We start from the raw sequence: 14,289 nt of genomic DNA on the forward strand, positions 1-14,289 counted from the left end.
CGATCAAGAGGAAGCGGGCGCCCGCCCTGCCCGATGTTTCGGCGCGCGTCAGGTCAGATGCAGGTAAACCCGGCGGTTCTGGCGGCCCTTTTTCTCGATTTTGCCGATCTTGACGCCACCTATTTCGCGCAAAGTCGCGACATGCGTGCCGCCGCAAGGTTGCAGATCAATCCGCGCGCTCTCGGACCCGATCGCGATCAGGCGCACCCAGCCTTGTCCCACGGGTGGCGCGACAGACATGGTTTTCACCAATTCGGGCTGCGCGGCGAGTTGCGCATCGGTGATCCAGCTTTCGCTGACGGGTAAATCCTGTTCGATCCAGCCATTCAACAACGCATCAAGCGCCTCGATATTGTCGGGCTTTTCGGCCATGTCGAAATCAAGCCGACCCCGTTCAACGCCGATCTGCCCACCCGTCACGGGATAGGGGATCGCAACCGATAACAAATGCAGCGCGGTGTGCACGCGCATGTGGCGGTGGCGGCGCTCCCAGTCGAGTTCGTGATGCACGCGCGTGCCAACGGGAGGCAGCGGCGCGGGCTCGGCTGGCACCAGAACGACCGCGCCGGGGGCATCGGGTTCGCCTTTGACCGCAGTGGCGATTTCCAGCGCGCCGCCATCCCAGATCAGCCGTCCGCTATCGCCGGGCTGCCCGCCTCCGGTAGGGTAAAAGATCGAGTCCGCGCAGTAAATGCCGCCCTCGGATGTGTGCCCCGTCACGCGCGTCTCAAGATCGCGCGCGTAGGGGTGGATGCGGTAGCTTTGCCGTTGGGGCATTAGCGAGCTCCTCCATCACCATCTCCATCCACGTCGATATCTTCAATGCCTTCGCCCGGTGCTGGACGGCCCAGATCAGTGCGCGTGATGGCTTCGGCCGGCGCGGCGGGCTCTGATTGCGCATCAGGCTTGTCGGGCGTCTGTGCGCTCGGTTCCCCGCGCCCGACGTCGCGCAGAACTTCGGGGTTGCGCAGCCACAGATCGCTTTGGGGAAACGGCACTTCGATCCCGGCCTCGGCAAAGCGGGCGTTGATCTCGTGGTTCATTTCGCTCATCACGCGCAGCTTGAAATTCACATCCGACAGGATTGCGCGCACTTCAAAGTCCAAGCTCGAGGCGCCAAACGCGACAAACAGCACGTAAGGTTCGGGGTTCATCATGATCAGCGGCTGATTTTCGGCGACCTCAATCAAGATTTTCTCAACCTTGCGCGTATCGGTGCCATAGGCCACGCCCACTGGCACGATCAACCGACCCGTGACATTGGCGCGTGTCCAGTTCGTCACCTGCCCCGAGATCAGATCTGCATTGGGCACGATAACCTCGGAGCGATCAAAGGTCTCGATCCGCGTTGAGCGCACGGTGATCGCCTTGACGATACCTTGCTGGGTGCCAACCTCGATCCAGTCACCCTCCGAGATCGGGCGCTCAATCAACAAAATGATGCCGGAAACGAAGTTCTGCACGATGGTTTGCAGACCAAAACCAACACCGACCGAAAGCGCACCTGCGACGATGGCCAGAGAGCTAAGGTCAATCCCGGCCGAGGAAATCGCAATGACTGCGGCCAGAAAAATCCCGATATACCCAACGCCCGAGATGATCGCGCTTTGACCGCCCTTGTCGATCTTGGTTTTTGGCAAAAGCGAGGCGCGCAGCGCGCCTTGCAGCGCGCGCGTCATCGCATAGCCAGCGACGAACACTGTCGCGAACATCAGAAAAACGGTGGGAGAGATCCGCACACCACCGACCGACACGCCGGCACGAAACGAGGTCCAGAGCTCGACCAGGTCGCTGACCCGCGCGCCCCAGACCAGCGCCAGCACCGGCACCGAGGCCAGTATCAGCCCGAATCCCACCAGCACCGGCACTAGGGAATCTCGGCGCGCCTCTTCCGAGCGCGAAACGATTACATACAGATCGCCCACGAAGGCTTGTGCCACTGCGAGCGTCGCCAATACCCCCAATGTCAGCGTCATTGGCCAGATCAGCGCCTCGGCTGCGCTGACATAGCCGATCACGCCTAGCAGCGGCGCAACCACCGCGACCACCAGCATCACATTGGCCAGACCCTGCAGCAGCTTGCGCGCGAACGCGTCGTCGTCACTTTGAATCTTGCGTGCACGCACCTGCCGACGCACGAGTTGCGCCAAGCGGAACATTACAAGCGCGGCGAATATCTCCAGCGGGACATATAGCATCGACATAGCGGCATCGGCGCGTTCGGCCACAACCTGCGCTTTGTCCGAACCGATATCACCCGCGCCACCCAGATAATTCTCGGCGCGCGGCGCAATCCAGCGAATCACCAGCACATGAAGCCCTAGCGCAATGCCCAGCATCAGCGCCTGAAATCGCCCTTCGGCACGCCCCTCATCGTTGAACGATAGCGCGCTTTCGACTCCATCGCGCGACGGGAATACCCGTCCGCCCAGCCACCACGCCATCATCACGATCGCCAAAATGATCGGCAGCAGATGGTAAAGCTGTGTCAGGATCGGGCCGAACAACGACGTGCTGTCGACCGCCGTGACCAACATTGTGGCCCCCAGCACCGGCAACACCACCATGCCCAGCGACACGAGCCCTGAAATCAACGAATGACCGCGCATCGCCGTCTTGTTCAGCAACCACTCGGTCAGCCGCGCCATCCACCGCCCGCCTTTCAGCAGCAAGACGATCGACAGCACCACCAAGACCGCGATCAGCGGTGCGTTGTCGCGCAATGAATCGAAGTTCACCGGCTGGGTAAAGCGCCATCGCGTTTCGTCGTAGATCCACGAGCTCATCCATCGAAACAACGTTACTGCTGCGGGCCAGTTGGCAGGATTGAGCACTGAGGGCGACAGTCGCAGCAGCTTGTCAGCCTGTCGCTCCCGCGTCAGCTTGTCGATACTGCGAATGATGCTGTCTGCGCGGCTGGCGGCTTCGGTGGCCGACAGGACCGGCGCCTGCAATTTGGTCAACGATGCGTTCAGTTCATCGCGACGCTTGGCGATCGCGGGATCTTCGCTTGCGCCTTCGGCAGGCGTTGGGCCAAGTGCTGCGATCTGGCTCTTTACGGTGGCGATCTGATCGGCGTTCACGTCCTGCGCATTGGTAAAGGTCGAGCGCCACTTGACCATCTCAGCGCGCATCTCGGACAGTTTGCTATCCAGCACCTTGCCTTCGGCCACCGCCGATTCGACCTGCGTCGCCTCGGTGTCGAACGCCTTGTAACCGGGACTTTGCGTATCTTGCGCCAGCGCCGGAACCGCCAGCAGTAGCAGCAAGGCAGAAAGCCGCAAAAAGCGCCAGATCATTGCGCGAATACCTCGGGGACAACGCGCCCGGGGCCATCAAGCCATTCAGGAACCGGCAGACCTTTTTCGTGCAGGAAGACGGGGTTGAACAGCTTGGACTGGTAGCGCGTGCCGTAATCGCACAGGATCGTCACGATAGTATGGCCCGGCCCCATCTCGCGCGCCATGCGGATTGCGCCCGCCACGTTGATGCCCGACGAGCCACCAAGACACAGGCCTTCTTCACTCAGCAGATCGAAGACAATCGGCAGCGCTTCAGAATCGGGTATGTTGTAACTCATATCCGGGGTGAAACCCTCAAGATTGGCGGTGATGCGCCCCTGCCCGATCCCCTCGGCAATCGAGGAGCCTTCGGATTTCAACTCGCCCGTGGTGTAAAAACTGTGCAGCGCTGCGCCATCGGGATCAGCCAGAGCGACCTTCACACCCTTGGGTTGCAGAGCCATCCCGATCCCTGCCAGTGTGCCCCCAGACCCCACCGAGCAGATAAACCCATGCACATGCCCGCCGGTCTGTTCCCAAATCTCGGGGCCGGTGGTTTCGATATGGGCTTGGCGGTTGGCCACGTTGTCGAACTGGTTGGCCCAGACCGCGCCATTGGGGTCGGTTTGCGCCAGCTCGACCGCAAGCCGTTCAGAGTAGCGCACGAAATTATTCGGATTTTTATAAGGCGCGGCAGGCACTTCGACCAGTTGTGCCCCGGCAAGACGCAGCATGTCTTTCTTTTCCTGACTTTGCGTCTCGGGGATCACGATGACCGAGCGAAACCCCATTGAGGCCCCCACCAGCGCCAAGCCAATCCCGGTATTGCCCGCCGTGCCCTCGACAATTGTGCCGCCCGGTTGCAATGCGCCGCGCTGGATCGCATCGCGGATGATGAACAGCGCCGCGCGATCCTTGACCGACTGGCCGGGATTGAGGAACTCTGCCTTGCCCAGAATCGTGCAGCCCGTCATTTCGGACGCTTTTCTCAGCTTGATAAGTGGGGTGTAGCCCACCGCTGCTGCCAGATCGCCGCAAATGCGCATGAAATCCTCCAGTGTCGCGCGCCCCATCAGGGCATCGTCCCCAGACTTAGGCTGCCGCGCGCGCCACCTCAAGCCTTGGCGCGCAAACTCTCACGCATCCGATCCAGCCACAGCGCCAACACAACAAGGGGCGCATTACCTGCCTCGCCGCTTTGCACCATCTCCATGAGGGTATCAAACGGCACCAGATGGGGGCGGATATCCTCGCCCTCGTCTTCCATCCCGCCCGGTCGCCCTGCATCATCGGGCAGATCGGTCAGGCCGATATAGCAATGAATGAACTCAGTTTTCGCCCCCGGCGTCGGGTAGAAACGCGGCGCTTCGATTAGGCAATCAAGGGTGATGCCGGCCTCTTCCAATGCTTCGCGATGTGCGGTTTGCTCGGGGCTTTCGCCGGGGTCAATCCGCCCGGCAATGGCCTCGATCATCCAAGGGTTCGCCTCTCCGCGTGCGAAAGGTCCAGTGCGAAACTGCTCAATCAACAAAACGCGGTCGCGGCGCGCATCATAGGGCAGAACAACCGCCGCATCGCCTGAGATAAAGGCTGCGCGATCTAACGTCTCTGAGTAACCGCCGGCAAACAGTCGGTGGCGCAGCCGGTAGTCTTCGACAAGAAAAAATCCATTATAGCCAATAGATTGTGATTCGACCTTAATGTCACTCTCTTGCGCCTGTCGCCGTAACGTTTGCGGCATCGGTTGCACCTGCGCGGCCAGTTTCGACGCCGCACTGACTAAAATCGAATGATAGCGCCTGTTGGCCGCCTCCGGCCCGATCTGCTCTGCCTCGTGGATAAATTGCGCCGCCGCCTCGGTTTTGAGTGCGCCCCATTGCGTGCGCCAGTGCGCGAGCGTCCAGTCTGCGCCCAGATCCCAATGGCCCGCGCCGGGCAGCCAAACCCGCGCCATCACGTCTGCGCCACCTTGCGACACGGTCAGATCGTAAGGCGCGTAACCCGCCTCATACCACGCGATGCGCTCGGCCTCATGCGTGGTCAATGTGCAGATAAGGCCCGTCGCGGTCGCCCCCGCCTGCGCCTCAAGCACGGGAAAGCCAAGCGGCACGCCATCACGGCACGACTCACGCGCGCGATAGCCCTCCAACGCCGCTGGATACATGTCGGGAACGCGCCCGATCACCGCGCGCAAAAGCGGCGGATGACAGAGTGTTCCGTAGAAAAAATGGCGGATGCTCAAGGGACTGCCCAAAGACCTGATTTCGAGAGACACCCTGCGCGCATGCCCCCTAATGTCAAGATTTTAGCGGCCGTATTTGCGGTAGGCCCACTCTGACGACACCCCGGAAAGGGCCGCACCACCGATCAAAACAAGCAAAACATTGACGCCAAACGATGCCTGCGCAATCGCTGCGCCCTGACCGATGATGTCGACCAACGCCTCAACAGCATCATCATAGCGCATCCGCACCGCCAGTTTCAGCATCTGCGCCGCGCCAAGAAATGCATAGCTCCACGCCATCATGTAAAGCGCACCGCGAAGACCATCGCTAAGCGCGCTCATCCAGCGCCGCCCAGGCTCCAAACCCACGACCCGCCAGCCCAGCAATAGCCCGAAGGACGACGCGACCAGCGGTAAAATACCTGATCCTTCAACTCCTTGGGGCAATGCAGGAACAATTTCGTTAGCAGTAAAAAAGCCCGTCCCCGCAAGCGAAATCGCGGCAAAAAATTTTGCCATGGTCGGTATCTGCATCTTTGTATTTCGAACGGCCAAGCGTTGCATAACATACTCCTAACCCAGCGAAAATGGTGCTGGGGCATACGATAGACCTATAGAGTTAAAGAAGAATTACGGCAAAATTGCGAACGATTACACAATGATATGGATTTTTCTCTGAGGTGATCCGAAACCGTCGCTCAAGATGGGTCGCGATGGCGTTGGTAGGCCGCCAGCGCACGCTCTCGCCCGCCTTTGAGATCGGCGATTGGTGAGGGATAGGTTTGATCTGGCGTCAGCCCCCAACTGCGTGGGATGGCGTCAAAAAAATCGCGCGCCGATTGCGGTGGGTTCGCTTGCCCCTCAAAGATAAACTTCTCACGATATTCATTTGATTTATCGAATTTTTCAAGCTGTGTTCGAGGATTAAAGACACGGAAATACGGTGCGGCATCGGGCCCAGATCCTGCCACCCATTGCCAGCTCATCGCATTGCTGGCCGGGTCCCAGTCGATCAGGCAGTCTTCGAACCAGCGCCGCCCGACGCGCCAATCCGTCATAAGATGTTTGGTCAGGTATGACGCCACAATCATGCGCGCGCGATTGTGCATCGTTCCCGTGACATACATCTCGCGCATCGCGGCATCTACGAACGGTTCGCCCGTCATGCCGCGCCGCCACGCCTCGGCATCTTTATTGTCGGGCCGCCATGGAAATCCGTTCCATTCATTGCGCCAGTTCGCATCGGCAAGATCGGGGAAATGATAGAGCAGATGGCACGCAAATTCCCGCCAGACCAGCTCCTTGAGGAAATGCTCGGCCCCCGCCGCGCCCTCTTGCACGTGACGCCAGCCCGCATGCCAGATCGCGCGCGGGGAGATCTCGCCATAGGTCAGGTTTTCAGACAGACCCGAGGTCGCGCCCGCAGACGGGAAATCACGCAGCTCTTTATAATGATCGATATGATCGCGCAGGAAAGCCGCCAGCCGACCCTGCGCGCGATCCTCGCCGATATGGGCGTATTTCGCCACCACTGCCGCGCCGCGCTTCATTGCCTCGCCCATTCGCCAACTAGACAGGTTTTCACTGTTGGGCCAAACACTTGGAGCGCGAAGTTCAGACACCGTTTTTAGTGGCACGGCAATATCTCGGCCTTTCACCGCGCGCCAAAAGGGAGAATAAACTTTGTAGGGTTCTCCCTTGCCTGTCTGCACGCTCCACGGCTCAAACAGCAGATGACCAGCGTGGCTTTGGGCCGTGATCCCGTCCTCTTTCAACGCCGCCTTTACGCGCTTGTCGCGCGCTATTGAGGCCGGATCATAAGTGCGAGACCAATGCACCGCGCGCGCTCCGGTTTGAGCGATCAAATCGCGCAACACTTCAAGCGGGTCGCCTTTGCGCAAAATCAGGCGAGATCCTTTTTCCGCGAGTGCGTCGGCAAAATGGCCCACGGCCTCACCCAGACGCCATTTTGGCGCAGCTCCCAACGTCTCAACATGATCGTCGTAAATGAAGACCGGGATCACCGCCGACCCGTTTGCAGCCGCCACAACCATCGCAGGATGATCGTAAAAGCGGAAATCCCGCCGGAGCCAAAGCAGTGTTACATCCGCGCTCATCAATCCCTCGCATTTATAGCCGCTCAATTTATACGCATAAGCGCGCGAAAGGTTCACTTTTCGCCTCTTGTGGCTCCGAAAAGCGCGACGTAGCTTGCGCTCGCCCGTCATATCAGGAACCAAACGTGCGGTGCATCCTTTGATTTTTCGGCGGCGTGCGTGTCGCCCCATCGTCGTCGTAAGGCGAGAGGCCATATGATTCTCAACATTTCGATCCTGCTGGTCGCCCTGCTTGTTCTGGGGGGAATGTTTCTGCCCGCGCTGCGCGCACGGCCGCGTTGGCGCGCGATGGTGACGCCGCTGGCCTCAATCATCGGCTCGGGGTTTCTGGTACTCGGACCGATCCTTGAGGTTCGTTTTGGGGCATGGGCACCCTTTGCGATGGCTGTGCTATGCATTCTGGGCTGGCTGTTTGGGGCGGCCGTGCGCAACAATATCGCCGCCGAAGAGCGCCCCGATACGGCTTTGATTTCGCGCATCGAGCAGCTCGCCCAGCTTTCGCTGTCCTTCGCCTATGTGATCTCGGTCGCATATTACCTCAACCTGTTTGGCGCTTTTGCTGTGTCGCTGACACCGTGGAACAGCCATTTCATGGCAAATGTCGTAACGACAGCCGCGTTGGGCGTGGTTGCCGTAGCGGGGTTTGGTGGCGGATTTCACACGCTTGAGCGGATGGAATACGCCACTGTTGCGCTGAAACTGGCAATTATCGGGGGGCTGTTGCTGGGTTTGGCCGTGTATTTTGGCAAGACAGCAGCGCAGGGCAATCTGATTTTCGATCCCGGTCAGTTGGGGCCGTGGGACTCGCTGCGTTTGATCTTTGGCCTGATCGTCACGGTGCAAGGGTTCGAAACCGCGCGCTATCTGGGCAAAAGCTATGATGCCCCAACGCGCATAGACGCAATGCGATGGGCGCAGATGCTCTCCACGGCTATCTACATGGTCTATATCGTGCTGTTGGCCTACATCTTTGTGCCCGACGCCCACAACCTGACCGAAACCTCGATCATCGAGATGATGCGCTTGGTCGCCCCGATCTTACCCGCGATGTTGGTTGCAGCGGCCTTGGCGGCGCAGTTTTCCGCCGCTGTCGCCGATACCGGAGGCGCAGGCGGGCTGATCTCCGAGTTCACACGCGGACGGCTGGAACCCAGACACGCTTATCCCGTGCTAATCGCGGCGGGTATCGCCCTGACATGGAGCACGAATATCTTTGTCATCATTTCTTACGCCTCACGCGCCTTTGCAGGCTATTACACATTGCAGGCCGTGTTGGCGGCGCTGCAAAGCAGGGGGTTGAAAAGCAAGGCCTTCTGGGCGCTCGCACTGCTCGGTGTGGCAATGACCGTCTTGGGGACCCCCGCCGAGGGCAGCTAAGCGTGTCACGCTCGCGCGCCCTTGATCACGCGCCCCGCCCAGCCTATATGTTATGTGTTCCCTTTCGGGGGGACTATGGACATAAACGCGCTCGTAATAAGCGGATCGGACCCGGGGGCGGTACCCGGCGGCTCCACCAAACCACCCTCATTGGGGGAGAATGGGGCCGAAATAGGATCGACGAACGTCTAAAGGGGTTATGCTTTGTCTCGGTGAGCTACCACCGTTATCGGTGCGATTTGTACAGTTGCCAATGACAACCGTGCTCCGGTCGCTCTTGCTGCGTAAGCAGTTCGAGAGATCGAAACCTAACTCCTTGCGCCTAGCAGCGTAAGGCGGGGCCCGCAGGAGCCTTGCAACAGAATCCTGCACCTTTTCCCCTTTCAGCACCCGATCAATCGCGTGATCCGAGCGGCGTTAACCCCATCGTAAACTGTTCATGCACAATATGGCGGTGATCACGAGCCTGAGAGGATTGCGATGTCACGTCTGCAAAATATTGAAATGTGGCTAAATGCCGTTTGGGGCGACGGGCGCCTCGATCTGATCAAGCCGCTCTTTACCCATCGCGCACAAGCAGCAGGAATCATGGACGGACTTAATCTTGGTCCGAAGGAATTTCTCGAATTTGTCCCGGCGTTTCGCGCCCATCTGCGAAACATGAACATCTCGATCCTGCGCAGCGTCGAGAGCGATGATTGGGTTTGGACGCTACTCAAGATTGACGGGATCGGGGTCGCAAATTGCGCAGCCGTCAGTGCGACGGGCCAGCTCGCGATGCGGTTTGAGGGCGATCAAGTCGCCGAGGCCTACAACAGCTTTGATGCAATTTCCATTTTCGAACAACTCGGTCTGCTTCCCCCCGAGACGGTCGCGCTGTGCCTATCGGGTGAAACATTGGCGTGACGGCGGGTTTAAGACGCAGTGTGCAACCCCGGCTCAGCGCTGTCTTTTTGCTTCCGCCGCTGTGTGATTGCACCCCCCTTCCCTCTGGCAACGAATCCCTTATGCTGAGGGTAAGTTGAAGAAGGGACCGTGCATGACGCGTTCGATAGATTACGGCAATCTGATGCATGATGCGATGCGCGGGCTGATCCAGACCGTGCTTGAGGATATTGCTGCGAACGGTTTGCCAGGCGAACATCATTTTTTCATCACGTTTGACACCCGCCACCCTGACGCGGAACTCGCCGACTGGCTGCGCGAACGCTATCCCGAAGAAATGACGGTCGTGATCCAGCATTGGTATGAGGGGCTTGAGGTCACCGATGACGGGTTTTCGATTACGCTGAATTTCGGCAATGCCCCCGAGCCGTTGTATGTGCCCTTTGACGCGGTCTCGACCTTTGTGGACCCTTCGGTTGAGTTTGGCCTGCGTTTCGAAACGCAAGCCTATGACGAAGACGAACTAGAAGACGACGACGAGGGCGAAAAAGCAGAGGCCGCGCCGCGCGGCGATGCCGAAGTCGTCAGCCTCGATCAATTCCGCAAATAGCGCGAACCTGCCTTAGGGGCAGTATACATCCGCATACCGATTGCAAATCACCCCCACTCGGCCTAGAACGCGCAAGAGTTTTTCGCAGTTCATGGAGGCCCTGATGACCGCGACACGCACCGAAACCGACAGCTTCGGCCCGCTTGAAGTTCCCGCCGACAAATATTGGGGCGCACAAACGCAGCGCTCGATCATCAACTTTCCGATCGGATGGGAGCGCCAACCCGTGCCGATCATCCGCGCGCTGGGTGTGATCAAAAAAGCCTGCGCTCAGGTTAACAAGGCGCAAGGCGCGATGGATGCCAAAATAGCTGACGCGATCATCGCTGCCGCGACCGAGGTGATTGACGGAAAATTCGACGACAACTTCCCGCTGGTCGTGTGGCAAACCGGCTCGGGCACGCAGTCGAACATGAACGCCAATGAGGTGATCTCGAACCGCGCGATCGAAATGTTGGGCGGCAAGATGGGATCTAAGGATCCGGTCCACCCTAACGATCACTGCAACATGGGGCAGTCCAGCAACGACACTTTCCCCACCGCAATGCATGTTGGGATCGCGATGCAGGCGCGCGACGTGTTGCTGCCGGGCTTGCGCAAACTGCACGCAGCCCTTGAGGCAAAATCAGTTGCCTTCAAAGATATCATCAAGATCGGGCGCACCCATACCCAAGACGCCACGCCCCTGACTCTGGGCCAGGAATTCTCCGGCTACGCGCATCAGGTGAAAAAAGGCATTGAGCGGGTCGAAGCCTGCTTGGGCGATATTTATGAGTTGGCGCAGGGCGGCACGGCCGTTGGCACCGGGCTAAACACGCGCAAAGGCTGGGCGGAAACGGTCGCGGCCAATATGGCCGAGATCACCGGCCTGCCCTTTGTCACAGCCCCCAATAAGTTTGAATCGCTCGCCGCGCATGATGCGATGGTGATGTTCTCGGGTGCGCTAAAAACCGTCGCCGCCTCGCTGTTCAAGATCGCCAATGATATCCGCCTGCTCGGCTCGGGCCCGCGCTCGGGACTGGGTGAGCTGATCTTGCCGGAAAACGAACCCGGCAGCTCGATCATGCCGGGCAAAGTGAACCCGACGCAGGCCGAAGCGCTGACGATGGTCTGCGCCCATGTCATGGGTAACGACGCGGCGGTGGGCTTTGCTGGCTCGCAGGGTCATTTCGAGCTCAACGTCTATAACCCCATGATGAGCTATAACGTCTTGCAAAGCATGCAGCTTTTGGGCGACTCGGCGTCGGCCTTCACCGATAACATGGTGGTGGGCATCGAGGCAAACCTGCCGCGTATCGACAAGCTGATGAAAGAATCGCTGATGCTGGTCACGGCACTTGCGCCCACAATCGGCTATGACAACGCAACCAAAGTTGCCAAGACCGCGCATAAAAATGGCACCACGTTGAAGGAAGAGGCGATCGCGCTGGGCTTCGTCGATGAGGCCACGTTCGACGCAGTGGTGCGCCCCGAACAGATGATCGGCCCAAAAGGCTGATTTTTCTCGCTGCTTAAAAACGCAAAGGGGTGGCCGCGATTGGCCACCCCTTTTTTGTCCTGCAAAGCTGTGGCAAACTCGCGCGCATGAGCAAAGTCACCAATCTCAACCAATTCCGCAAACAGCAAGCCCGCGTGAAAAATCGCGCGCAAGGAGATGAAAACGCTGTGAAATTTGGCCGCACTAAGGCGCAAACCTCGCTCGATGATCGTCGAAGGGACAAAGCGCGTCGGGATTTGGACGGGCATGCGCGTGAGGACGAAGAATGAGCCGCCCGAAAAAACGCTCTCTGACCTTGGGCGGGCATCGGACCTCAGTGACTTTGGAAGATGAGTTCTGGCAAGCCTTTCGCGACATCGCAGACCAAAAAGAAAAAGGTATCAATGAATTAGCCGCTGAAATTGATGTAGAGCGCGGTGTCGATGCCGGGCTTGCCACGGCGATCCGGCTCTACGTTCTGGCGCATTACCGCTCGGGCGCGTCCTCATAGGGTAGCCCCTCGCGCACCGCTTGTTCGGCACGCAACGCCAACTCTTTGCGCGAGGCGAAATCGGCCACATCAAGCGGGTCGTGGAACACGATATCCACCGCCCCTTGGCGTCGCTGCGCAAGCACCTTGAGAAGATGCGGGCCAAAGCTCATCTCACCCCACCAACCGTAAAACCGCGCATCTTCGCCTTGGGGTGGATGATAGATCACCGTGACCGGTTGGATCTGCATGATCCGATCCAATCCGTGACTGAAGAACGCCTCGAAAAGCGTTGGTTTAAAAGGCAAAATACGGCGCGCGTCAGTGGAGGTTCCTTCCGGGAAAAACAACAAATGATGCCCCGCGCGGATACGCTGCTCAAAGACTTGCTGCTGGATCTTTGCCTCGCGTCGATCCCGACGGATGAACACCGTCCCCGTCGCGCGCGCGAGCCAACCGATCATCGGCCAGCGCGCGACCTCGGCCTTGGATACGAAATAGATGTTCTGGCAGGCATTCAGCGCGAAAATATCAAGCCACGAGCCATGATTGGCCACTACAGCGCCGATATGATGCATTGGGCGTCCGCGCACGCGATAGCGCATACCAAGTATCGGAAAGGACATGCGGCACACCGTTCGCGTAATACGGGGCGTCCACGGGCGGTTAAGGCCGTGGAGCGGACGCTCGATCAGGCGCAGGAGCAACAGCAAAACCAAGCCGCCATAACACAACGCAGCCAGCGCAACGCCGCGCATTAGTGCGCGTAGCCAGCCGAGCGCGGATATTCGTATGGGTGGCGGTTCTTGCGCGTCCCAGCTCATGCACGGCCTTCGAAACGACGGGTGTAAAACGCGCGATGTTTGTCGCTCATCGCCTTGGTATCCATCAATAAAAGAACGTCGGTGGTGTTGAAAGGTGCGTCGATGTAGGCACCCTCTCCGACGAAGCCGCCAAGACGCAAATAGGCCTTGATTAGGTTGGGCATCGCTGCCATCGCGGCGCGACGATCAAGGTCTTGTGCACTCACAATATCCATCGGCTGGAATGCCTCTGGCAGCGCGCGCGGACGCAGGTTTTCGGGGGCCAGGTGGTGGTGGTGCAACCACGACAGCGGCTGGGCCAGGGCGTCGGGATCGGTGCCATGAAACGAGGCTACGCCGAACAGGATCTCGACCTCATGGGCAAGCACGTAATCGGCCAACGCGTTCCACAACAACAGCATCGCCGCGCCGCCGCGATAATTTGGATGCACGCAAGAGCGCCCTAATTCCAAGAGCTTACGGCCCGATCTTTTAAGCGGGGCTAGGTCGTATTCGCCATCGCAGTAAAACCGCCCCGCCGCCTGAGCCTGATCGGAGCGCAACAAGCGATAGGCCCCCACGACGTGCTCTCCCTCGGGCAGATTGCGATCAATCAGCAGTAGATGATCATAAAGCGGATCCAGCGCGTCCTGTTCGATTTGCGCAGCGTGATCAACGGTTTCGCCCCCGCCGCCCAGCTCTTGCACAAACACACGGTAGCGCAGCCGCTGTGAGGCAGCGATATCGGACTCGCTTTGCGCAAGTCGGATTTCAAATGACGCCGTGTCGATCACGTGCAGGATGTTCCTTTAACTTCTTACACTGGTGTAAAAACCCGCGCGTCGCTTGGCAATATTTCCTTGCGCTCGGCTTAGGCATGGCGCAACCTATGCGTGTATTTCTTCGACGCCCCTCAGGTTTGTTAACCTTTTGTCAATTCTGATCGCGCGGGGGTGCGGACGAAAAGTTGGACTATCTTGGAGATAGTTCATGTACAGCTACGAAGACCGAATGCGCGCGGTTGA

14 protein-coding genes and 1 other RNA gene are annotated in these 14,289 nt (G+C 59.0%); 7 read left to right on the top strand and 8 right to left on the bottom strand.

The window, feature by feature from the left end:
- Positions 1–48: 48 nt before the first annotated feature.
- The 6 genes from ACN0SD_RS08510 to ACN0SD_RS08535 form a co-directional block, all read right to left on the bottom strand.
- The gene (locus ACN0SD_RS08510) at positions 49–777 is read right to left on the bottom strand and encodes an alanyl-tRNA editing protein (protein WP_417807802.1); all 729 of its coding nucleotides are present in this window, start codon (positions 775–777) and stop codon (positions 49–51) included.
- On the bottom strand, positions 777–3,299 hold the full coding sequence (locus ACN0SD_RS08515) for a DUF3772 domain-containing protein (RefSeq protein ID WP_417807803.1): 2,523 nt from the start codon (positions 3,297–3,299) through the stop codon (positions 777–779). The genes ACN0SD_RS08510 and ACN0SD_RS08515 overlap by 1 nt, the downstream gene beginning before the upstream one ends.
- Complete coding sequence (locus ACN0SD_RS08520; protein WP_417807822.1) at positions 3,296–4,327, bottom strand: cysteine synthase A; 1,032 nt, start codon at positions 4,325–4,327, stop codon at positions 3,296–3,298. The genes ACN0SD_RS08515 and ACN0SD_RS08520 overlap by 4 nt, the downstream gene beginning before the upstream one ends.
- Positions 4,328–4,395: 68 nt before the next feature.
- A complete protein-coding gene (locus tag ACN0SD_RS08525; protein WP_417807804.1) occupies positions 4,396–5,523 on the bottom strand; it encodes an NUDIX domain-containing protein in 1,128 nt (375 codons plus the stop codon).
- Between the two features lie 63 nt (positions 5,524–5,586).
- Positions 5,587–6,024 (bottom strand): TrgA family protein, encoded by a 438-nt coding sequence (locus ACN0SD_RS08530; protein WP_417807805.1) that lies wholly within the window; start codon positions 6,022–6,024, stop codon positions 5,587–5,589.
- Between the two features lie 179 nt (positions 6,025–6,203).
- The gene (locus ACN0SD_RS08535) at positions 6,204–7,622 is read right to left on the bottom strand and encodes a cryptochrome/photolyase family protein (RefSeq protein WP_417807806.1); all 1,419 of its coding nucleotides are present in this window, start codon (positions 7,620–7,622) and stop codon (positions 6,204–6,206) included.
- Positions 7,623–7,817: 195 nt separating this feature from the next.
- Here ACN0SD_RS08535 and ACN0SD_RS08540 point away from each other — a divergent pair, with 195 nt between their 5' ends.
- The 7 genes from ACN0SD_RS08540 to ACN0SD_RS08570 all read left to right on the top strand — a co-directional run bounded on the left by ACN0SD_RS08540 (position 7,818) and on the right by ACN0SD_RS08570 (position 12,482).
- Positions 7,818–8,999, top strand: a complete 1,182-nt coding sequence (locus ACN0SD_RS08540; protein ID WP_417807807.1) for a hypothetical protein — start codon at positions 7,818–7,820, stop codon at positions 8,997–8,999.
- A 17-nt stretch (positions 9,000–9,016) separates the two neighbouring features.
- Positions 9,017–9,372: a transfer-messenger RNA gene (gene ssrA, locus ACN0SD_RS08545) on the top strand.
- Positions 9,373–9,479: 107 nt separating this feature from the next.
- Positions 9,480–9,905 carry a hypothetical protein gene (locus ACN0SD_RS08550; RefSeq protein WP_417807808.1) on the top strand — a complete coding sequence of 142 codons (426 nt, stop codon included), beginning with the start codon at positions 9,480–9,482 and terminating at the stop codon, positions 9,903–9,905.
- Between the two features lie 133 nt (positions 9,906–10,038).
- Entirely contained in the window at positions 10,039–10,494 is a 456-nt protein-coding gene (locus ACN0SD_RS08555) for an SspB family protein (protein ID WP_417807809.1), read from the top strand.
- 103 nt (positions 10,495–10,597) lie between these two features.
- Entirely contained in the window at positions 10,598–11,992 is a 1,395-nt protein-coding gene (fumC, locus tag ACN0SD_RS08560; protein WP_417807810.1) for a class II fumarate hydratase, read from the top strand.
- Between the two features lie 86 nt (positions 11,993–12,078).
- Complete coding sequence (locus ACN0SD_RS08565) at positions 12,079–12,261, top strand: DUF4169 family protein (protein ID WP_417807811.1); 183 nt, start codon at positions 12,079–12,081, stop codon at positions 12,259–12,261.
- Positions 12,258–12,482, top strand: a complete 225-nt coding sequence (locus tag ACN0SD_RS08570; protein WP_417807812.1) for a ribbon-helix-helix domain-containing protein — start codon at positions 12,258–12,260, stop codon at positions 12,480–12,482. The genes ACN0SD_RS08565 and ACN0SD_RS08570 overlap by 4 nt, the downstream gene beginning before the upstream one ends.
- Here the strand turns inward: ACN0SD_RS08570 and ACN0SD_RS08575 are convergent.
- Both ACN0SD_RS08575 and ACN0SD_RS08580 read right to left on the bottom strand, forming a co-directional pair.
- Positions 12,458–13,285, bottom strand: coding sequence for a lysophospholipid acyltransferase family protein (locus tag ACN0SD_RS08575; protein WP_417807813.1), 828 nt, complete (start codon positions 13,283–13,285; stop codon positions 12,458–12,460). The two genes, ACN0SD_RS08570 and ACN0SD_RS08575, sit on opposite strands and share 25 nt — an antisense overlap.
- Positions 13,282–14,058 (bottom strand): GNAT family N-acetyltransferase, encoded by a 777-nt coding sequence (locus ACN0SD_RS08580; protein WP_417807814.1) that lies wholly within the window; start codon positions 14,056–14,058, stop codon positions 13,282–13,284. Before ACN0SD_RS08580 ends, ACN0SD_RS08575 begins: the two co-directional genes overlap by 4 nt.
- Positions 14,059–14,289: the final 231 nt, after the last annotated feature.

Origin of the sequence: Thioclava sp. (assembly GCF_048263065.1) — a bacterium.
Taxonomy (GTDB): Bacteria; Pseudomonadota; Alphaproteobacteria; order Rhodobacterales; family Rhodobacteraceae; genus Thioclava.